Genomic DNA, 15,257 nt, shown 5'->3' with positions numbered 1-15,257 from the left:
TTGTCATGCTGGGGACGTATCAGTAAGCCCTTCCGGCGTGCCAGAATGGGCCGGCCGCCAAGCGGCGCATCGATAAGAACCGGCCCCGACCGGGAAAATAAATGGAGACCAAGCAATGCCGAAACGCGAACTGTCCGTGCTGGCGTCCGGATACACCTACCTGGAAGGTCTGCGGTGGCACGAAGACCGCCTGTGGGCGTCGGACTTCTATACCGAGCAGGTCATCGCCGTGGACCTGGCCGGCAAGATCGAACAGATCTGCCGCGTGCCGGAGCAACCCTCGGGCCTGGGCTGGCTGCCCGATGGCCGCCTGCTGATCTCATCCATGAAAGACCGCAAGGTGCTGCGCCGCGAGGCCGACGGCACGCTGGCCGTGCATGCCGACCTGTCGGCGCTCACGGGTGGCCCCATCAACGACATGGTGGTGGATGAGCAGGGCCGGGCATACGTGGGCAATTTCGGTTTTGACCTGATGGCTGGCGAGCCGGTCGCAACGACCACGCTGGTGCGGGTGGACACGGACGGCGTGGCGCAGGCAGTGGCTGAAGGGCTGTGCTTTCCCAACGGGTCGTTCATCACGCCAGACGGCAAGACGCTGATCGTCAACGAAACCTTCGGCAACCGGATCTCGGAATTCGACATCCTGCCGACGGGCGCGCTGGGTCCGCGCCGCGACTGGGCCAACTTCGGCGCGCTGCCGGATAGCGACGACCTGTCGGTGTTGATCGCCGCGTCGACCATCGGCCCGGACGGCGGGGCGCTGGACGCGGAAGGTGCGCTGTGGGTGGCGGACGCCATCGGCAAGCGCATCGTGCGGTTGGCGCGCGGTGGGCAGATCCTTGAACAGATCGACACCGGCGAGTTCGGCATTTTCGCGGCGGCCTTGGGCGGGCCGGATGGCTGCACGCTGTTCATGGCTGCCGCGCCGGATTTCATTGAAGCCAACCGCCGCGCCAAGCCCGAAGGCCGCATTCTGATGACCCGGGTGGACGTGCCGCACGCGGGCCGGCCTTGATGGCTTGACGGGATGGGTCCGTCGTGAAGGGCATGCCGTGATGCGGCGGCGTTGATAAGCCTGCCCTGATGCGGCGGCCCCCGCGCTATGCGCCCAGGGGCCGGTCCGCAGCGTCTACTTCGGCGCCAGCCAGGCGTCGGCGTAACTGCCCACGGCGCCCAGCCCGGTCGTGATGGCGCCGTGCACCCGCGTGTCCAGGTAGGTGGAGTAATTGGTGTCGTCGATCCAGGCCAGGGGCACGTCTTCCGCCAGAATTTTCTGGACCTCGGTGTACAGGCGTTGGCGTTCCTCGTCCGTGGGCGCCGTGGCGGCCTGGTCAAAGAGCGCGTCCACCTTGGGGTTGCGGTATTGCGAGGTGTTGGTGAAGGCCAGCCCCTTCTTGATGTTGCTGCTGACGTAAGTGCGCGACACGCCGATCGCCGGGTCGCCGTACTGGAATACGCCGTTGTAGGCCATGTCGAAATCCCAGTTGCCCATGCGCGTGGTCCAGCCGCCCACGTCGGTGCTTTCGATGTCGATCGCGATGCCGACCTTGCCCAGGCTTTGCTTGGTGTATTCGGCAATGCGTCGCTGCATTTCGCCGTAGGGGTTGGGGATCAGCCCCAGCTTCACGCGCACGCCATTGGCGTCCGGCTTCAGGCCCATTTCGTCGAGCAGGGCGATGGCCTTTTTTGGGTCATACGGATACTGCTTGATGTTGGGGTCGTAAAAGCGCGTGTTGCGATGGAACGGACCCGTGGACACGGTGCCCATGCCGAACATGATGCGCTTGGCGATGAAATCGCGATCGATGGCGTACATGACCGCCTGCCGAAAGCGCTTGTCGTCCATGGGCTTGCGCGCGCCGTTCATTTCAATCCAGTGCAGCGTGGACCAATACTCATAGCCCTTTTGCGTGACGTTGATGTGCGGCAGTTTGGCCACGCGCGGCATGTCGAAGGGTTCGATGTCTTGCAGCCAGGCCTGCTGTACGGTGCGCTGTTCCAGGGCCAGGCGGCGCGAGGCCGCGTCCGGAATCACACGGTAAATGATGCCGTCCAGGTAGGGCCGGCCTTCCTTCCAGTAATGCTTGTTCTTGACCAGTTCAATGTAGGACCCACGTTCCCAACGCTTGAACTTGAACGGGCCGGTGCCGATTGGGGCATTGTTGTGCGGGTTCTGCGCCATGGGCGTATCGACGTCGAACAGGTGCTTGGGCAGGATCACGCCGCCGCCAATGTCGAACGCATACAGGAACGCCGAATAGCGTTCCTTCAGCTTGAAGACCACGGTGTGCTCGTCGGGCGCGGTGATGTCCTGGATGTAGCGCATCAGCGCGCGCGTGCGCGGCGTATTGGCCAGCACCTGCTTGTACGAAAACACCACGTCCGCCGAGGTGAAGGGCTTGCCGTCGTGCCATTGCGCGTTGGGCTGCAGATGGAAGGTGTAGGTCAATTGATCGTCTGACACTTCCCAGGACTTGGCCAGGCTGGGTTGCGGCTTCAGGTCGAACGAATAGGTCAACAGGCTTTCGTAGACCTTGCCCGCCACCATCTGCGTGGTGCCCACCTGCTGCATGGCCACGTTCAGGTTGGGCGGCTCGGGGTTCAGGATGGCGGTCAGCACACCGCCGTATTGCGGCTGAAGATCGGCCGAGGGCGAGGCGGCGATGGCGGTGGTGGCGAATGTGGCGGTAAATACAGTGGCCAGCATGCCCCGCGTCAGGGCGCGGCGGACGATATTGCACTTCAAGGCAAGTCTCCTTGGGTTTTTAAGTATCAAATATTGATACTAAGGAATCCAAGAAGATTATGGTGCAGCACTGACCCAGGCCGCGCAAGGCGGCGAGGGCTAGGGATATCCCGCTAAAAGGATGAGGCGGGGCGCTTTCAGTTGCGGTTGGGACGGCCGCTCAACGCGCGCGCGGCGGAGATCGCCAATGAGCTGAAACGCTGCGTGAAGGAATCCAGCGTCCATTCGGCCAGCAGGCCAGAGATATGGATGGCCGCCATGGGCCGTCCGCTGTGGTCGACGACCGCGCTGCCCAGCACGATCTCGCCCACCATGCTTTCTTCCAGGCAGACGGCGTAGCCCTGCACGCGCGCCTCGCGCACGCGCTGGCGGATCAGGTCGGGGTCGGTGATGGTCTTGGCCGTCAGCGGCCGCAAGTCGCTGCGCGCCAGGATGTTGTCGACTTCGTCATCGGCCAGATGCGACATGATGGCGCGGCCGCCCGACGACGAGAACGTCGGCATGCGGCGCCCCACCAGCGTGGCGTAGAAAGTCTGGCGCTTGCTTTGGCGGCGCAGCGCGTAAACGATGGTCAGATCGTCGAACAGGCTCAGATCCACGCGTTCGCCGCATTCCTGTTGCAGTTGTTCCAGGATAGGGGTGGCGCGTTCCAGCAGCGGATGGCCGCGCAGAAAGTCGAAGGTGCGGTCCAGGATCTTCTTGCCCAGCACGTAGCCGCGCTGATTGCTGCCGCGTTCCAGATAACCCAGGGCCACCAGCGTGTGCAGCATGCGCTGGGTGGAGCTGCGGTCCAGCCCTGACAACTCTGTCAGCTCATTCAGGCTGAGCGGGCCGGGATGGTTCGAAAAAGCTTCCAGGATGCCGAAGCCTTTCGCCAGGGATTGGTTGAACCGGGTTTCGGTTGTGGCCATGTTGATCTACTCCAGTCTCTTTTCTTGTTTTTGCCGCGCGGTGTCGGTGCGGGCTATCGGTGCGGACTATTCGCACGCGGATAGGCACTGTAGTGGCAAATCGATTTCTGTCAGGGCTAGGGAAATTACCCATGGTTTGCGGCTTGTCCCGCAATTGTGTGAACTCTATCATGCCAAATATAGATATTTAGATATCAAATATTGATACCTATGAAATCGCCGATTTCACAGCCGACAAGGGGAATGCAATGAGCAGCGTCGCAACAGCCAGCCTGGACCAGGCCCGTATCGCCGAAGCCGTCAACCAGCTCCGCCAATACATGACCGACACGCTGACCGGTTTCGTGCAGTGCCGCAGCCTGCCCGGGCAGGAGATGTCCGCCGCCGAGTTTCTGGAAGACGCGCTGTCGGACCTGGGCCTGGCGTCCGAGCGCATTGCGCTGCGTACCGAAGAGCTGAAAAACCTGCCTTTGTATTCCCCGGCATGCTGCCCGGACGGCGGCCGCTACAACGTGCTGGCGCGCCACGAGCCGCGTAGCGCGGGCGGCCGCGCCGTCCTGTTCAACGGCCACCTTGACGTGGTGCCCACGGGGCCGCATGAACTCTGGGACCCGGCGCCGTTCGACGGCGAACTGCGCGATGGCTGGTTGTATGGCCGCGGCGCGGGCGACATGAAGGCCGGCATCATCTGCGCGCTGGCCGCGTTCAAGGCGCTGCGCGAGCTGGGCGTGCAACCCGCCGGCGCGGTGGGGTTCAACGGCGTGCTTGAAGAAGAAAACACCGGCAACGGCACGCTGGCCACGGTGTCGGCGCTGCAAAGCGCCATCGCGGCGGCCAAGCTCAGTGCGTTCGACGCGGTGGTCATCCCCGAACCCACGCATGAACGCATGATGAGCGCGCAACTGGGCGTGTACTGGATGTACGTGGACATCGTGGGCCGCCCCGCGCATGCCGCCTACATGACCACGGGCGTCAACCCGGTCGAGACCGGCCTGCGCATCGTTGATGCCATGAAGCAGTTGGAACACGAATGGAACCAGCCTGAAAACCGGCACCCCGCCTATCGCGACCATGCGCATCCCATCAATTTCAACCTGGGGCAGATCCACGCGGGTGACTGGAATTCGTCGGTACCCAGCGTCTGCACGCTGGGCATGCGCATTGCCTGCTATCCGGACATGAGCATCGAAGCGGCCAAGCAATTGGTCGAGTCGCGCATCCGCGCCGTCGAAGCAGCATTGACGGACAGCGATGTCCGCATCGACATTCGCTACGAAGGCTTCCACGCGCCCGGCTGCGAGTACGACCTGGACGTGCCGGCCATGCAGTTGCTGGCCGACGCCCACCGCCGCGTGGCCGGTGAATTGCCGCAACCCACGGCGCTGACTGCCACCACCGACGGCCGCCACTTCCGGCTGTTGATGGACGTGCCGGTCACCTGCTATGGCCCCAAGGTGCAGAACGTGCATGGTTTCAACGAATGCGTGTCAGTGGACAGCATGGTGCGCGTAGCCACCGCCTTGGCGCTTTTCATCCACGACTGGTGCGGCGTTGAACCGCTGCAAGCCTGAGCCCGGCCGCGGCACGCGCCGCGGCGCCTCCCGCCGTTGTTCTCTCAATACGGAATACCTGCCATGACATCCATCATTGCCCGGCGCGCCCTTGCGCGCTGCACCCTGGCCGTGGCCAGCCTTCTGACCCTGTCGGCGCCCGTCTCGCAGGCGGCTGAAACACCCCAATACGGTGGCGTGCTGACCGCCATCCTGAGCCCCGAGCCGCCCAGCTTGAACGTGGCGGTGCAACAAGTGGCCAGCACGCAGTTGGTGGCCGGCAAGATCTTCGAAAGCCTGCTGACCTATTCCTTCGACCTCAAGCCGCAGCCCGGCCTGGCAAAGTCCTGGGAGGTCTCGCCCGACCGCCTGACCTACACCTTCCATCTGCAACCCAAGGTGCAGTGGCACGACGGCAAGCCGTTCTCGGCCGACGACGTGGTGTTCACCTACACCAAGATCCTGGCCAATACGCCGCGCACCCGCACGCTGATGGCCAATGTGCAAGAGGTGTCGGCGCCCGATGCGCAGACCGTCGTTTTCAAATTGAAGCAGCCGTATTCGGCGTTCCTGTACGCCTTCGACATCGGCGGCGGCGCCATCCTGCCCAAGCACCTGTATGACGTCGACACGCCCATCGGCCAGAACCCCAACAACAACGCGCCCATCGGCACCGGCCCGTTCAAGTTCAAGCACTGGGAACGCGGTTCTTACGTTGAACTCGTCAAGAACGAGCACTACTGGAAAGAAGGCCGGCCCTACCTGGACGGCATCACCTACCGCGTGATTCCCGATTCGGCCTCGCGCCGCGTGGCGCTGGAACAAGGCACGGTGTTGCAGGCCTGGCTGCAGGACATCGAATCGGTAGACCTGGCGCGCGTGGCCAAGCTGCCCACCATCACCCAGACTCACAAGGGCTATGAGTACTGGTCGACCATGCAATGGATTGAGCTGAACGGCGGCCGCGAGCCGTTTTCTGACAAGCGCTTCCGCCAGGCGCTGATGTACGGCATCAACCGCCAGTTCATCGTGGACAAGATCATGTTCGGATCGGGCACCGTGGCCACCGGCCCCATCCACCACAACACGCGCTTCTATGACGCCAACGTCAAGAAGTATCCGTACGATCCCAAGAAGGCGATTGCGCTGCTGGACGAAATGGGCCTGAAGCCGGACGCCAAGGGCGTGCGCGCCACGCTTGGCCTGATCCCGCTGCCTTATGGCGAAATGCCGCGCCGCACTGCTGAATACATCAAGCAGAACCTGGCCAAGATCGGCGTGGCCGTCAGCATCGAGAACACCGATGTGGGCGGTTGGGTCAGCCGCGTGGGCAACTGGGATTTCGACATGGGCGCCAACGGCGTGTTCCAGTATGGCGACCCGGCGATCGGCGTGTCGCGCACCTACGTCAGCAGCAACATCAAGAAGGGGATGATGTTCAGCAATACCTCGCAGTACAACAACCCCAAGGTTGATGAGCTGTTCAATGCCGCCGCCACGGCCGCAACGGATGAAGAACGCCAGAAGCTGTACAGCGAAGTGCAGCGCATTCTTGTCGAAGACGTGCCGGTGCTGTGGGTGGCCGACACGAACTATTCGACGCTGCTGAACAAGCGCGTGCACAACGCGGTGACGACGGCGCTGGGCGTGGTGGATACGCAAAGCGATACCTGGCTGTCCAAAGAATGAAGAAGGTCGGCAAATTCCTGGCGAACCGGGTGGTCAAGAGCATCCTGGTTCTGCTGATGATCGCGCTCTTCAACTTCTTCCTGGTGCGGGCGGCGCCGGGCGACCCGGCGGAAATCCTGGCGGGCCAGTCCGGCGCGGTGGATGCCGAGTTCATCGCCAAGCTGCGCCAGGAATTCGGGTTGGACAAGCCCATTGCCGTGCAACTGGGGCAGTACCTGAAGAACGTGGCCACGTTCGACCTGGGCTATTCCTACCGCCAGCAAGCGCCGGTTTCCAGCCTGATCCTGCAACATCTGCCCGCCACGTTGCTGCTGACCCTGTCGGCCTTCGCATTCGCGCTGCTGGCAGGGGTCAGCCTGGGCACGCAGGCGGCGCTGCGGGTGGGGAAGTGGGGCGACACCGTCATCACCACGCTGTCCATGCTGGCCTACGCCACGCCGCTGTTCTGGGTGGGGCTGATGCTGGTGCTGTTGTTTTCGGTGAACCTGGAATGGCTGCCGGCCTTCGGTTATGAAAGCGTGGGCGCGAACCTGACGGGGCTGGCCCGCCTGGCCGACGTGGCCAAGCATCTGCTGCTGCCGGCGCTGACCTTGGGCATGTTCTACATGGCGGTCTACGCCCGGTTGACGCGCGCGTCCATCCTGGAAATCAGCCAGCTTGATTTCGTCAAGACGGCGCGCGCCAAGGGCCTGTCCGAACGCACCGTCATCGTGCGCCACGTGCTGCGCAACGCGCTGCTGCCCGTCATCACGTATGCGGGTATCCAGGCGGGCGGCCTGATCGGCGGTTCGCTGCTGGTGGAAACCGTCTTCGCCTGGCCGGGTATCGGCCGGCTGGCGTTCGACGCCTTGATCCAGCGCGACTACAGCGTGCTGCTGGGCGTGTTCTTCGTGGCCTCGCTGATCGTGGTGGTGGTCAACCTAGTCACCGACATTCTGTACACGGTGGCGGATCCCAGGATCGAACTGAAATGAAAGCGTTCATGCAATCGTTCTGCCGCAACAAGGGCGGCATCATGGGCCTGATCGTGATCGCGCTGGTCACGCTGATGGCCGTCACCGCCAGCTGGATCTTTCCGGACAGCCCCTGGGACATCATCAACGGCCCTTTCATGCCGCCGCTGTCGGACGGCGCCTTGCTGGGCACCGACACCCTGGGCCGCGACATCGCCACCGGCATCGCCTATGGGTCCCGCGTGACGCTGGTGCTGGCCGCCGTGTCCACGGCGGTGTCCATCCTGGTGGGCATCACGGTGGGCGCGCTGGCGGGCTTTTATGGCGGGCGGGTCGACCAGGCCATCGTCGGCTTCATCGAACTCTTCCAGACCATTCCCAGCTTTTTTCTTGCGGTGGTGCTGGTGGCCATCCTGACCCCCAACATGGCAACCGTGATCTTCGCGATCGCGGTGGTGTCCTGGCCGCCCTTGGCGCGTCTGGTGCGGGCCGAATTCATGAGCCTGAAGAACCGTGAATTCGTGCAGGCGGCCATGCTGGCCGGCCAATCCAACTTGCGCATCATCCTGACGCAGATCCTGCCCAACAGCCTGTCGCCGGTGATTGTGTCCGGCTCGCTCATGATCGCCAGTTCGATCTTGCTGGAATCGGCGCTCAGCTTCCTGGGCCTGGGCGACCCCAATGCCATGACGTGGGGCTACATCATCGGCGCCTCGCGCAGCGTGCTGCGCGACGCCTGGTGGATGAGCGTGTTCCCCGGCGTGGCGATCCTGGTGACGGTGCTGTCGCTGAACCTGATCGGCGAAGCACTGAACGACGCACTTAATCCGAAGCTGGCGCGCAGGAGGACGACGTAATGGGTACTGACTACACGAACGTCGACGCGACGACTTCCAACGCCACGAATCCCACCACCACGGCTTCCAACGCCGCCAGCGCGCTGCTGGACATCCGCGGGCTCTGCGTGACGGCCGCGCACGGCGGGCCGACCGTGGTGCAGGACGTGTCCTACACCGTCAACCGCAACGAGATCCTGTGCGTGGTGGGGGAATCCGGTTCGGGCAAATCCGTGACGGCGCACGCCATCATGGGCCTGCTGCCGGCCGGTCAGCTCAGCGTTACGCAGGGGCAGATCCTGTACGGCGGGCGCGACCTGGTCGGCCTGTCGGCCACCGACTGGTACGGATTGCGCGGCAAGTCGTTCGGCATGGTGTTCCAGGAACCCATGACCGCGCTGAATCCCATCATGCGCGTGGGCCGGCAGGTGGACGAAGTGCTCGAGCGCCACACCACGCTGAGCGTCGCGGCGCGCAAGCAGCGCGTGCTGGAATTGTTCGAACAGGTCTTGCTGCCGGATCCCGCCGCCATGGTCGACGCCTTTCCGTTCCAGTTGTCGGGCGGGCAGCGGCAGCGGGTGGTGATCGCGATGGCGCTGGCCCTGGAGCCGGATGTGCTGATCGCCGACGAACCCACGACCGCGCTGGATGTCACGACGCAGGCGCAGATACTCGGGCTGATCAAGGACATCCAACGGCGCATGGGCATCGGCGTCATCTTCATTACCCACGACTTTGGCGTGGTGGCCGACATTGCCGATCGCATCGTCGTCATGCGCAAGGGCGCGGTGGTGGAGGCGGGCGCCGCCCAAGACATCCTGAACCGCCCACAGCATTCCTATACGCGCCAGTTGATCGCAGCCGTGCCGCACAAGCCCCAGGGCAAGGCAGAGGCCGGCGCGGCGCCCGCGCTGATGGTGGTGGAAAAGCTGTGCAAGACCTTCGCCACGGGCGGGCGCCGGGTCGATGCACTGCGCGATATCTCGCTGGAAATCCGGCAGGGCGAAACGCTGGGTCTGGTGGGGGAGTCCGGTTCGGGCAAGTCCACGCTGGGCCGCACGCTGATCGGCTTGATCTCGCCGGACAGTGGCAGCGTGCGCATGGAAGGCCAGGAACTCGTGGGAATGAAGCCGCGCGACTTCCGCCCCTATCGCCGTCAGATCCAGATGGTGTTCCAGGACCCCTACGCATCGCTGAACCCGCGCCACCGCGTGATCGAGGCGGTGGCGCAAGGCCCCATCGCCTTTGGCGCAAGCCGCAAGACCGCGCTGCGCGATGCGCGTGAATTGCTGGAACTGGTGGGCTTGGGGGGAGACGCCGGCGACCGCTATCCGCACCAATTCTCTGGCGGGCAGCGTCAGCGCGTGGGCATCGCCCGCGCACTGGCCTTGAAGCCCCGGCTGCTGGTGGCGGACGAAGCGGTGTCGGCGCTGGATGTGTCCATCCAGGCGCAGGTGCTGGACCTGCTCAAGACCGTGAGCGGGCAGTTCGACCTGTCGGTGCTGTTCATCACCCACGACCTGCGGGTCGCGGCCCAGATCTGCGACCGCATCGCCGTGATGCGGCAGGGACAACTGGTTGAGCTGGAACGCGCGGCCACGATTTTCTACCACCCACAACATGAATACACGCGCCGACTGATCGAATCGGTGCCGGGCAAGGCCTGGAACAAACCCGATCTGGATGCGCTGTCAGACCCCTCAAGGAGCAAGCAGTATGCGTGACACCGAGTATCAGGCGCTGGACGGGCTGGCGCTGGCCGACTTGTTGGCAAGGCGCGAAGTCAGCCCCGAAGACCTGATGGCCTGCGCCATCAAGCTGGCGCAAGAACGCGCGCCGGCCATGAATGCGCTCTGCTACGAGCGCTATGAAGAGTCGCTGGATGTGGCGCGCGCCTGGCAAGCCCGGGGCGTGTTCGGCGCGATCCCATTCCTGCTGAAAGATTCGGGGCTGGCGCACACGCGCTTTCCGTCCAGCCTGGGCTCCCGCTTGTTGAACGACACGCGCTATGCCCGTAACGCCACCCTGGCCGACCGCTTTGAAGCCGCCGGCCTGATTCCGTTTGCCCGCACCACCGTGCCCGAATTCTGCATGGCGCCCACCACCGAGGCGGCGCGCAATGGCGGCCCGACCCGCAACCCCTGGGACCCGACGCGGTCGACGGGCGGCTCCAGCGGTGGCGCGGCGGCGGCGGTGGCGGCGGGCATCGTTCCCTTGGCGCACGGCAGCGACGGCGGGGGCTCCATTCGCATTCCCGCCGCGGCTTGCGGCGTGTACGGGCTGAAAGTGTCGCGCGGCCGCGTGCCCATGGGTCCGTTGCGTGGCGAAGGCTGGGGCGGCCTGGCGACCGATGGCGTGTTGTCGCGTTCGGTACGCGACACGGCGGCCGCGCTGGACGCCGTGTGCGCGCCGGAGCCGGGTGCGCCCTACGCGGCACCCGCCGCCCCGGCGTCTTATCTGGAACTGCTGTCCAACCCTGTGCGAAAAATGCGTATCGTCGTGTGGCGCAGCGCCTTCAATGGCGTGGCCGTGGCGCCCGAATGCATCGCCGCTGTCGAGCGCGCGGCGGCGCTGTGCCGGGAACTGGGCCACGAGGTCGTGGACGGCACACCGCCGGACATCGAGTACGACGCCTTCGTGCAGGCCCACGCCAATGTGCTGGCGGGCAACATCGTGCTGTCGGTGGACACGCGGCTGGGCCTGACCGGCCAGCCTTTGGCCGACGATGACCTGGAACCCGTGCTGCGCCAAGGATATGAATACGGCAAGTCGCTGCCGGCGGCGCAGTACATCGGCAGCGTGAACCGCTTCCATGCCATCGGCCGCATTCTTGACAACTATATGGAAGGCTACGACGCCATCCTGTCGCCCTCGCTGACGCAGTTGCCGTTGAAGCTGGGCGAATTGTCCACGGCCCAGGGCTCGTTCCTGGACTTCCGCCGCAAGGTCGCCACCTACGGCACGTTCTCGGCGGCGTTCAATGCGTCGGGCCAGCCGGCCGCCAGCTTGCCGCTGGTCTGGACCGACGCGGGCCTGCCGGTGGGCGTGCAGGTGGTGGGCCGTTATGGCCACGAAGCGGTGGTGCTGGCCTTGTCGGCGCAACTGGAAACGGCCCAGCCCTGGGCAGGGCGCATCGCCGTGCCACAAGCGGTCTAGGGACGGACCCTTCAGGACAGACCCCCTCAGGACAGACCCCTCGGGACGGACCTTGGGGAACAGACACGGGGAACAGATCCTGGGGTAGGGGTTGCACGCGTCGGGGGCGGCTTTGGCCGCCCCTTGCCCATCATGCTTCCGGACGACCCGCGCGGGGCTTGCACCGCTTTGCCATCGGCTGAATGGACCGGATACCGGCGGTTGCAAGACCTTTCAGCGATTCCCCCGTAAAATCACCCCATTCAGCAAGGCTTCAACCATCATTCCATAGACAGTACATAGGAGGACCACTCATGGCCCTAGTCTCCATGCGCCAGTTGCTCGACCACGCCGCCGAGAACGGCTACGGCATTCCGGCTTTCAACGTCAATAACCTGGAACAGGTCCAGGCCATCATGGAAGCCGCTGCGGAGACCGACAGCCCGGTGATCATGCAAGCTTCGGCCGGCGCGCGTAAGTACGCGGGCGAAGGCTTCCTGAAGCACCTGATCCAGGCCGCGGTGGAATCCTATCCGCACATTCCCGTCGTCATGCACCAGGACCACGGCCAGTCGCCCAAGGTCTGCCAAGGCGCTATCGACCTCGGTTTCTCCAGCGTGATGATGGACGGTTCGCTGAAAGAAGACGGCAAGACCATCGCCGACTACGACTACAACGTCGAAGTCACCAAGAAGGTGGTGGACGTCGCCCACAAGCTGGGCGTGACGGTTGAAGGCGAACTCGGCTGCCTGGGTTCCCTGGAAACCATGGAAGGCGACAAGGAAGACGGCCATGGCGCCGACGGCAAGCTGACCATGGATCAACTGCTGACCGACCCGGAGCAAGCCGCCGACTTTGTGCGCCGCACCCAGTTGGACGCGCTGGCGATTGCCATCGGCACCAGCCACGGCGCCTACAAGTTCACGCGCAAGCCCACCGGCGACATCCTGTCGATTTCCCGCATCAAGGAAATCCACGCCCGCCTGCCCAACACCCACCTGGTGATGCACGGCAGCTCCAGCGTGCCGCAGGAACTGCTGGCCGAGATCCGCGAATTCGGTGGCAACATGAAGGAAACCTACGGCGTGCCGGTCGAGGAAATCCAGGAAGCCATCAAGTACGGCGTGCGCAAGATCAATATCGACACCGATATTCGTCTGGCCATGACCGGCGCGATTCGCCGCTTCTTTGCCGAGAACCCCGAAAAGTTCGACCCGCGCGAATACCTGAAGCCCGCCCGCGCCGCCGCCAAGGCGATCTGTGTGGCTCGCTACACGGAATTCGGCACGGCCGGCAACGCCAGCAAGATCAAGGCGCTGCCGCTGACCGAAATCGCCGCGCAGTACGCCTCGGGCAAGCTGTCGCAAGTGGTGCAATAAGCCTATCCAACGCCGCCTTCGGGGGGCGCCGGGGTAGCAAAAAGGGGTGGGTCCGTCATGGACCCACCCCTTTGTTTTGGCCGGCTGCCAAGACGAGCGTATCGGCTGGCCGCGTCAGCCCCGCGCGTCAGGCGGGCGGCGAATTTTGCGGGAAGTGCGGCACGCTGCGGTCCACGTGGTGCCAGGACGGCGCCGAACTGGTCCACAGGCTGGCCTTGGCGTGGAAGGCTTCGGGGTCGTCCAGCGAGCCCGCGCGCACCACTTCGTATCCCATGCCTTCCGAGCCGCCGAACAGCGGCGTGCCACAGGCGGCGCAAAAGCTGCGCATGACGGTGTGCCCGGAATCGCCTTTGTAGCGGTGTTCTTTGGCCTGGCCGCGCAGCATCGTCACCGAGCCGGCGGGAAAGATCAACGCATGGGCCGGGGCGCCGCCGCTGGAGTATTGGCAGTCGCGGCAATGACAGGTGGCGGCGGTGATGGGCTCGTCGGTAACGGCGTAACGGATCGCGCCGCACTGGCAACCGCCAGTCAGGTGTACCTGCGCGTCGGCGGCGGGCGGGCGTTTGAGGGAAGCTTCCTGCATACGGCTTTGTCTCCGGGCGTAAGGTCTGCGGCGTGACGCCCAAAGGCGGCCGGCGCGAATTGTGTGTCGGAAATCAGAGCCTAACCCGGCCCCCGCCGCCCGGCAAGACGGGCTTATTTGCAGTAATCTATGCGTCTTGCAGAGGCCATGCCGCCTTTTGCGCAGGTTCCGATTTCGTTCTACTTCCCGCCCTGGCGCTCGCCCGTGGCGGGAATCTTCATTTTTGCCATAGGCCATTCCCGTGACTTCTGCTTTGCATCAATCCAGCATCAAGTCCTTGCCGCTGCTGGGCCGCGGTAAGGTGCGCGATATGTACGCGGTGGGCGACGACAAGTTGCTGATCGTCGCGTCGGATCGTATCTCCGCTTTCGACGTGATCCTTGACGACCCCATCCCCGGCAAGGGGCAGGTGCTGACCGAGCTGACCGAATTCTGGTTGCAGAAGCTGGCCCACATTCTGCCGAACCACTCCACGGGCGTGCAGCCCGAAGACGTGGTGGCCCCGGACGAAGTCGACCAGGTGCGCGGCCGCGCCGTGGTGGTCAAGCGCCTGAAGCCGATTCTGGTGGAAGCGGTTGCCCGCGGCTACCTGATTGGTTCCGGCTGGAAAGACTACCAGGCCACCGGCGCCGTCTGCGGCATTCAACTGCCCGCCGGCCTGCAACAGGCCAGCCAGTTGCCCGAGCCCATCTTCACTCCCGCGGCCAAGGCCGAATTCGGCATGCACGACGAAAACGTGGACTTTGCGCACGTGGTCAAGGAAGTTGGCCAGGAAATGGCCGAGCGCATCCGCGACGTCACGCTCAAGCTGTACACGGAAGCCGCCAAGTTTGCCGCCACCAAGGGCATCATCATTGCCGACACCAAGTTCGAATTCGGCCTGGACGACAACGGCACGCTGCACTTGATGGACGAAGTGCTGACGCCCGATTCTTCGCGTTTCTGGCCCGCCGACGGCTACCGCGTGGGCATCAGCCCCCCGTCGTTCGACAAGCAGTTCGTGCGCGACTGGCTGGAAACCCAAACCTGGGACAAGACCCCGCCCGCCCCGCGCCTGCCGCAAGACGTGCTGGAAAAGACGGCCGCCAAGTACCGCGAAGCGCTGGATCGCCTGATCGCCTGATCCGCCTTAGGGCATCAGGCCTTCGTGGTCGAAACAACCCGCTCATGCATAGTGAGCGGGTTTTTTTATGCTCCCAAGGCATAAGCCGGCGCCGCGCGCATCAGGGCTTTCGATAACAAATATGTCGGATTGTTACGTTATACTCGTCGGCTGCTTTGCAGGACGTCCGCCGACAGGAGCCTTCCGCATGATCATGATGTTGCCCTTTCTGACCGGATTGGTCGCTGTGTGGTTCGGTGTGCTTGGCAAGCGCCGCCCCTGCGTGACTTTCTGGCTGCTGACGCTGGCGATCTTCGCCGCCTGGTGCGTGCACCACATGAACACGCCCCTGGCGTTGTCGTTGTAAAGGCCG

At 64.2% G+C, this 15,257-nt stretch carries 13 protein-coding genes; 10 read left to right on the top strand and 3 right to left on the bottom strand.

Going from position 1 to position 15,257, the window contains the following annotated elements:
* Positions 1-115: 115 nt before the first annotated feature.
* On the top strand, positions 116-1,015 hold the full coding sequence (locus P8T11_RS12920) for an SMP-30/gluconolactonase/LRE family protein (protein WP_268081569.1): 900 nt from the start codon (positions 116-118) through the stop codon (positions 1,013-1,015).
* A 114-nt stretch (positions 1,016-1,129) separates the two neighbouring features.
* On the opposite strand, the gene P8T11_RS12915 is transcribed toward P8T11_RS12920, so the two are convergent.
* A complete protein-coding gene (locus P8T11_RS12915; protein WP_268081570.1) occupies positions 1,130-2,746 on the bottom strand; it encodes an ABC transporter substrate-binding protein in 1,617 nt (538 codons plus the stop codon).
* Positions 2,747-2,883: 137 nt separating this feature from the next.
* Entirely contained in the window at positions 2,884-3,657 is a 774-nt protein-coding gene (locus P8T11_RS12910) for an IclR family transcriptional regulator (RefSeq protein ID WP_268081571.1), read from the bottom strand.
* Between the two features lie 248 nt (positions 3,658-3,905).
* On the opposite strand from P8T11_RS12910, the gene P8T11_RS12905 reads away from it, so the two are divergent.
* The 7 genes from P8T11_RS12905 to fba all read left to right on the top strand — a co-directional run bounded on the left by P8T11_RS12905 (position 3,906) and on the right by fba (position 13,199).
* Complete coding sequence (locus tag P8T11_RS12905; protein ID WP_268081572.1) at positions 3,906-5,228, top strand: ArgE/DapE family deacylase; 1,323 nt, start codon at positions 3,906-3,908, stop codon at positions 5,226-5,228.
* Between the two features lie 63 nt (positions 5,229-5,291).
* Positions 5,292-6,896 (top strand): ABC transporter substrate-binding protein, encoded by a 1,605-nt coding sequence (locus P8T11_RS12900; protein ID WP_268081573.1) that lies wholly within the window; start codon positions 5,292-5,294, stop codon positions 6,894-6,896.
* Positions 6,893-7,870: an ABC transporter permease gene (locus tag P8T11_RS12895; RefSeq protein ID WP_268081574.1), complete on the top strand. Its 978-nt coding sequence runs from the start codon at positions 6,893-6,895 to the stop codon at positions 7,868-7,870. The genes P8T11_RS12900 and P8T11_RS12895 overlap by 4 nt, the downstream gene beginning before the upstream one ends.
* A complete protein-coding gene (locus tag P8T11_RS12890; RefSeq protein ID WP_268081575.1) occupies positions 7,867-8,706 on the top strand; it encodes an ABC transporter permease in 840 nt (279 codons plus the stop codon). The genes P8T11_RS12895 and P8T11_RS12890 overlap by 4 nt, the downstream gene beginning before the upstream one ends.
* Entirely contained in the window at positions 8,706-10,409 is a 1,704-nt protein-coding gene (locus P8T11_RS12885; RefSeq protein WP_268081576.1) for an ABC transporter ATP-binding protein, read from the top strand. Before P8T11_RS12890 ends, P8T11_RS12885 begins: the two co-directional genes overlap by 1 nt.
* On the top strand, positions 10,402-11,841 hold the full coding sequence (locus tag P8T11_RS12880) for an amidase (RefSeq protein ID WP_268081577.1): 1,440 nt from the start codon (positions 10,402-10,404) through the stop codon (positions 11,839-11,841). The genes P8T11_RS12885 and P8T11_RS12880 overlap by 8 nt, the downstream gene beginning before the upstream one ends.
* Positions 11,842-12,134: 293 nt before the next feature.
* Entirely contained in the window at positions 12,135-13,199 is a 1,065-nt protein-coding gene (fba, locus tag P8T11_RS12875) for a class II fructose-bisphosphate aldolase (RefSeq protein WP_050448830.1), read from the top strand.
* A 127-nt stretch (positions 13,200-13,326) separates the two neighbouring features.
* Here the strand turns inward: fba and P8T11_RS12870 are convergent, their stop codons facing one another.
* Positions 13,327-13,782 carry a GFA family protein gene (locus tag P8T11_RS12870; RefSeq protein ID WP_268081578.1) on the bottom strand — a complete coding sequence of 152 codons (456 nt, stop codon included), beginning with the start codon at positions 13,780-13,782 and terminating at the stop codon, positions 13,327-13,329.
* A gap of 241 nt (positions 13,783-14,023) precedes the next feature.
* Between P8T11_RS12870 and P8T11_RS12865 the strand changes: the two genes are divergently transcribed.
* Both P8T11_RS12865 and P8T11_RS12860 read left to right on the top strand, forming a co-directional pair.
* Positions 14,024-14,905: a phosphoribosylaminoimidazolesuccinocarboxamide synthase gene (locus tag P8T11_RS12865; protein WP_230694637.1), complete on the top strand. Its 882-nt coding sequence runs from the start codon at positions 14,024-14,026 to the stop codon at positions 14,903-14,905.
* A 187-nt stretch (positions 14,906-15,092) separates the two neighbouring features.
* The gene (locus tag P8T11_RS12860; RefSeq protein ID WP_268081579.1) at positions 15,093-15,251 is read left to right on the top strand and encodes a DUF5993 family protein; all 159 of its coding nucleotides are present in this window, start codon (positions 15,093-15,095) and stop codon (positions 15,249-15,251) included.
* The last annotated feature ends 6 nt before the right edge of the window (positions 15,252-15,257 follow it).

The organism is Achromobacter spanius (assembly GCF_029637605.1).
In the GTDB taxonomy this organism is placed as follows: domain Bacteria; phylum Pseudomonadota; class Gammaproteobacteria; order Burkholderiales; family Burkholderiaceae_B; genus Achromobacter; species Achromobacter spanius_E.
This window is presented reverse-complemented; position numbering and strand designations above follow the sequence as displayed.

Bases quoted from the DNA above. Each gene is read 5' to 3' on its own strand.
- P8T11_RS12920 (WP_268081569.1), top strand. From the start codon at position 116: ATGCCGAAACGCGAACTGTCCGTGCTGGCGTCCGGATACACCTACCTG.
- P8T11_RS12910 (WP_268081571.1), bottom strand. From the start codon at position 3,657: ATGGCCACAACCGAAACCCGGTTCAACCAATCCCTGGCGAAAGGCTTC.
- P8T11_RS12905 (WP_268081572.1), top strand. From the start codon at position 3,906: ATGAGCAGCGTCGCAACAGCCAGCCTGGACCAGGCCCGTATCGCCGAA.
- P8T11_RS12900 (WP_268081573.1), top strand. From the start codon at position 5,292: ATGACATCCATCATTGCCCGGCGCGCCCTTGCGCGCTGCACCCTGGCC.
- P8T11_RS12895 (WP_268081574.1), top strand. From the start codon at position 6,893: ATGAAGAAGGTCGGCAAATTCCTGGCGAACCGGGTGGTCAAGAGCATC.
- P8T11_RS12890 (WP_268081575.1), top strand. From the start codon at position 7,867: ATGAAAGCGTTCATGCAATCGTTCTGCCGCAACAAGGGCGGCATCATG.
- P8T11_RS12885 (WP_268081576.1), top strand. From the start codon at position 8,706: ATGGGTACTGACTACACGAACGTCGACGCGACGACTTCCAACGCCACG.
- P8T11_RS12880 (WP_268081577.1), top strand. From the start codon at position 10,402: ATGCGTGACACCGAGTATCAGGCGCTGGACGGGCTGGCGCTGGCCGAC.
- fba (WP_050448830.1), top strand. From the start codon at position 12,135: ATGGCCCTAGTCTCCATGCGCCAGTTGCTCGACCACGCCGCCGAGAAC.
- P8T11_RS12870 (WP_268081578.1), bottom strand. From the start codon at position 13,782: ATGCAGGAAGCTTCCCTCAAACGCCCGCCCGCCGCCGACGCGCAGGTA.
- P8T11_RS12860 (WP_268081579.1), top strand. From the start codon at position 15,093: ATGATCATGATGTTGCCCTTTCTGACCGGATTGGTCGCTGTGTGGTTC.